The 4,084-nt window shown below is 51.5% G+C and carries 2 protein-coding genes; both read right to left on the bottom strand.

The window, feature by feature from the left end; genetic code table 11:
• The coding region (locus IQ256_RS28605; RefSeq protein ID WP_228025380.1) for a thioester reductase domain-containing protein at positions 1–2,975 on the bottom strand (2,975 nt) is incomplete at its 3' end.
• A 5-nt stretch (positions 2,976–2,980) separates the two neighbouring features.
• Positions 2,981–4,084, bottom strand: a 1,104-nt coding sequence (locus IQ256_RS28600; protein WP_193859079.1) for a non-ribosomal peptide synthetase, incomplete at its 5' end; no start/stop codon positions are given.

Here is a 4,084-nt window from a genome sequence, read left to right as displayed (position 1 = left end):
GGATCGTTTTGGGCGATTTGTTGCAGTTTTTGGTGCCAGATGCCGTAGGGGACTCTTTCGATGGGGTAGCCTGCGGTTTGGCAGGCGGTGAAGAGTAGATCGGAGGAGGCGGGCTGAGGGTGGATGAGGTGGAAGGCTTTGCTGAGGGCTTTGGGTTGCTGGGAGAGGTAGACGATGGCTTTGCTGGCGTAGTCTACGGGGAGCATGTCTAGGGGAAGTTCTCCTTGGGGGGCCGCGCTGGATTGGATGTAGCCCTGCATGAGCCGGTAGAGAAAGTCGTTGGGGTTGAATGCGCCTGTTTTGCTGTGGCCGGAGAGGGGGCCGGGGCGGTAGATAGTGACGGGGAGATGGCGATCGCGCGCCTGAGCGACAAGCTGTTCAGCAACCCATTTGCTGCGGTTGTAGCCGCCGACAGGAACCGGATAGCGGCTGAGATCGGATTGCTCATAAATTTTGGTTTGGCCGGGAAGGGGTGTGGGCGGTAGAACGCTGAGCGTGGATGTATAGTGAAGCGTTTTGAGTTTGTTTTGAAAGGCGAGTTTTAAGATTTCTCGGGTGCCGAAGACGTTAGGGGCTCTTAGCTTTGCGTAGGGAGAAAGGTGATGAACCTGTGCGCCATTGTGATAAATCACATTAATGCAGCTGGCAAGGTCTTGAAACTCCTCTGGTGAAAGACCAAGGTGAGGTTTTGCCAGGTCTCCAGCAATAGGAACGATTCGTTCCTCGAAGCTATTTTCCCAGATGCCGTAGTTTAATAGGCAAGCTTTGATTTTATTCAGTCCTACGATTGGATTATCTGTGCTGTCAGTTCGGACTAGACAGTAGATAGAAGCGTTTGTTTGCTGGATTAGCTCGCAGAGTAAGAATGCGCCGAGAAAGCCGGTTGCACCTGTAAGAAGAATGTTGAGCGCGTGGGATGGTGAAGATTCTTCTGTTTGATCGGAATTAGACCGAATTTCTGGAGGGAGAATAACGTCTTGCTGCCAGTCTTCAGAGATTGGCTTGGAGTGAGATTTGGATGATGTGATATTGTTATTTTCACTCTGAACTTCAGTTGCACTGCCTTTGAGAAGCGCAATGATAGCAGGCTTATTTCTCTTGAGCTGAGCAGTGATGTCTGGCGTGAGTGCGCCTTTTGGGGCGTTGCATCGAAGCGTGCCTTTATCTAGCCAAAGGCGAATGTCGAGAGATTGGAGCTGGGTGAGAAAGTGAGTCAGCTCGTCAGCGGTACTGGTGTTGAGGGGAGTGGAAGCAGGGGTGGACATTCTAGCTTTTGCTTTCTGGTTATTTGTCTGAGCGTGACTGTCTGAAGGCTGTGCGATCGCCGCAATAGGAATGAGTGAAGTTGTCTTCCTCGTTAAGGGTTTGGACGAGAGCGTGATTTCTTCTTTTCCGAATAGGCGATCGCACTCTTTCCCATCCTGCTTACACATTTCAACCAGCCGATCCGATTCCACAATTGGCGCAGCATCCGGCTCATAGTTAATAGAGGTAATGTACGTGAGCCAAGGCTCTTGGCCCATTGCGTAAATGTATACCTGTTGGGGGTTGAGCTGCTGTACAAGTGCGTGGGCGCGATCTGCATTAGAGCCATCGAGTCTTCTAGTTTGCGATTGGCTACGTGAAACGGCTTCGGGAAGCAGTGGCCCATAGGCCCAGGTATAGGGTGCGCCTTCGCATTCCATACCTAAGAACAATAGATCTAGATCGCCAAGGAGATGGTGAATGTGAGCGTAGAGAGCAGTATCTAGATTGTTGGAATCAGCGGCGCAGAGAATGGAACGACCCTTGATCTTTACCCAATAGGCATTTTTAGCGGCGATGTTGAGATCGCCATGCTCACCCAGTACCGGAATGCTGGTAATTTCTCCATCAGGCAGTGAGATGCTATCTAATTCGTCTAGGTTAATGACGTTAGAGAAGCCGATTTGCTGAAGTGCAAGCTTGAGAGACGGATCGAGCAGGGAGCCTTTTTGACTGCTGGGTACGACAATATGCTTGATCTTATGGCGTAGTTGCAGCAGCGTTTCTAGCATGACGTGATCCTGATGGTTGTGGGTGATCAGGGCGTAGTCAATGGTATCCGGCAAGTCTAGGTAGCTGTAGCGCTCTACACCCGTGGGATGCTCGTAGCTGATGAGCGGATCGACCAGAACAGAGAGATTGTTGATTTCTATGAGGACGCAGGCGTGGCCAAAATAGCGAACGCGAACACCGTCGCCTGTGTATGGTTGGAATCTGCGCGGAGCGTGGGGAGTGAAGAGACTATGGAAGAAAGGTCGATCATCTGCGGAAATGTTGAGGAGAGTGGCGATCGCCTTGACAGACTGAGGCACATACCGCATTTGAAAAAGCTGATCTAGGCGAGCATCAGTAAAAGGAATGCTCAACGGCAAACTCTCATTATCCGGGAGCCGAGGTGTGCTCATGACGAAGGCCCGCTGATCGCAGTCGGCAACGCGCAGCATGAGGCTGTGGCCTGCATCGCTGTAGTATTCGCTGCGGTAAAGTAAGCCCTCAATGAAGCGAATAGAAGCACTGTCGCAAGCATCGTAGACTAGTTCTACATAGCCTTTGAGGGCTGCGGGCAGCTTGGCATAGAGGGGTTCGAGAGACTTTCCAGGCGGATGAGCTTTAAGGATTGCGTTGAGAGTGTCGATAGCTTCGCTGAGGGCGATGAGGCGCTGCTGTTCTTTCTTTGTTTTTTTGAGAAGCGATCGCACTTCATCCACGCGGCTAGCCGGATGCTGAATAAATGGCCCACCCATCATGGCCGGATCTTTCAGCGTAGTTTCATGAACCTCTGGTGCGTTCACAAATGACTGCATCACCTTGAACTGAGACTGCGTGAGATATCGCGCCGCCGTTGCGGGAGAGATTAGATAGCTCCAGGCATACCACTGATTAATCAATGGCTCTGCAATCACATCGGGTTTGAGATACCCGATAAAATCTTCTGTTGATTTCTTTGCCATAGAGTTCACAGTGCAATCTCCTCCCGTTCCTCTTCGTTATCTACCGGCTGTTGCATCTGGACCGCCCGCATTTGAGCCAGGTGCTGCTTTTGTTCTATCCGCTGTGCCAGCGTCGCTACGGTAGTGGCCTCAAATAAATCAACTACCGTAATCTCAACGTCGAATACGGTTAATAACTGAGAGACTAGCTGAGTTGCGAGTAAGGAATGTCCGCCAAGTTCAAAGAAATCGTCATAGATGCTGATGGATTCTACAGACAGGATTTGTGAAAAGATTTGTGCTAAAGACTTTTCGGCTTCGCTGCGGGGTGCAACCTGTGGCTGAGAAGAAAGCGCAACGGGGGCGGGCAGCGCCTTTATGTCCACCTTGCCGTTAGGGGTGAGTGGCAGCGCCGGGAGCCACATAAAGACAGACGGCACCATATATTGCGGCAGCATTTCGGCGACAAACTGGCGAACATCAGCGGGGGTAGTGGCTTCTACGCTGTTGCTGTTAGCAGGAATGCCGTAAGCTACTAGTCTTTTATCACCGGGTTCATCTTCTCTCACAATTACCAGAACCGTTTTAATATCTAGATGAGATTGAAGAATACGTTCGACTTCTCCTAACTCAATGCGGAAGCCTCGAATCTTAGTTTGAGTGTCGATACGACCTAGAACCTTGATGCGGCCATCGGGGAGGTAGGTGGCGAGATCGCCTGTTTTGTAGAGAGTGGGCGACTGTTGCTCACTTCCGCGTTTAAAGAACGGGTTTGGAATGAATCGTTCTGCGGTGAGGTCAGACCGATTTAGATAGCCTCTGGCAATACCAACGCCGCCGATATGAAGTTCTCCGACTGCGCCGACGGGCAACAGTTGAAGATTGTCGTCTAGGATGTAGAGCTGTTTGTTGGTGCTGGGCAGAAGGGTCGGCTCGGTATCGTGTCCGTTGCCGCAAGCCACCATGCTGGCGTTGACGGTGGTTTCAGTGGGGCCGTAGGCGTTGATGAACAGGCGATTTTGACTCCATGTGTTGATAAGTGTAGGCGTGGGAGGTTCGCCGCCGACGAGAACCATGCGGAGGTCGGGGAAGTCGAGGTAGGGGACGCTGGTGAGCTGTCTCTTATACAC

Origin of the sequence: cf. Phormidesmis sp. LEGE 11477 (assembly GCF_015207105.1) — a bacterium.
GTDB lineage: Bacteria > Cyanobacteriota > Cyanobacteriia > Phormidesmidales > Phormidesmidaceae > Phormidesmis.
This window is presented reverse-complemented; position numbering and strand designations above follow the sequence as displayed.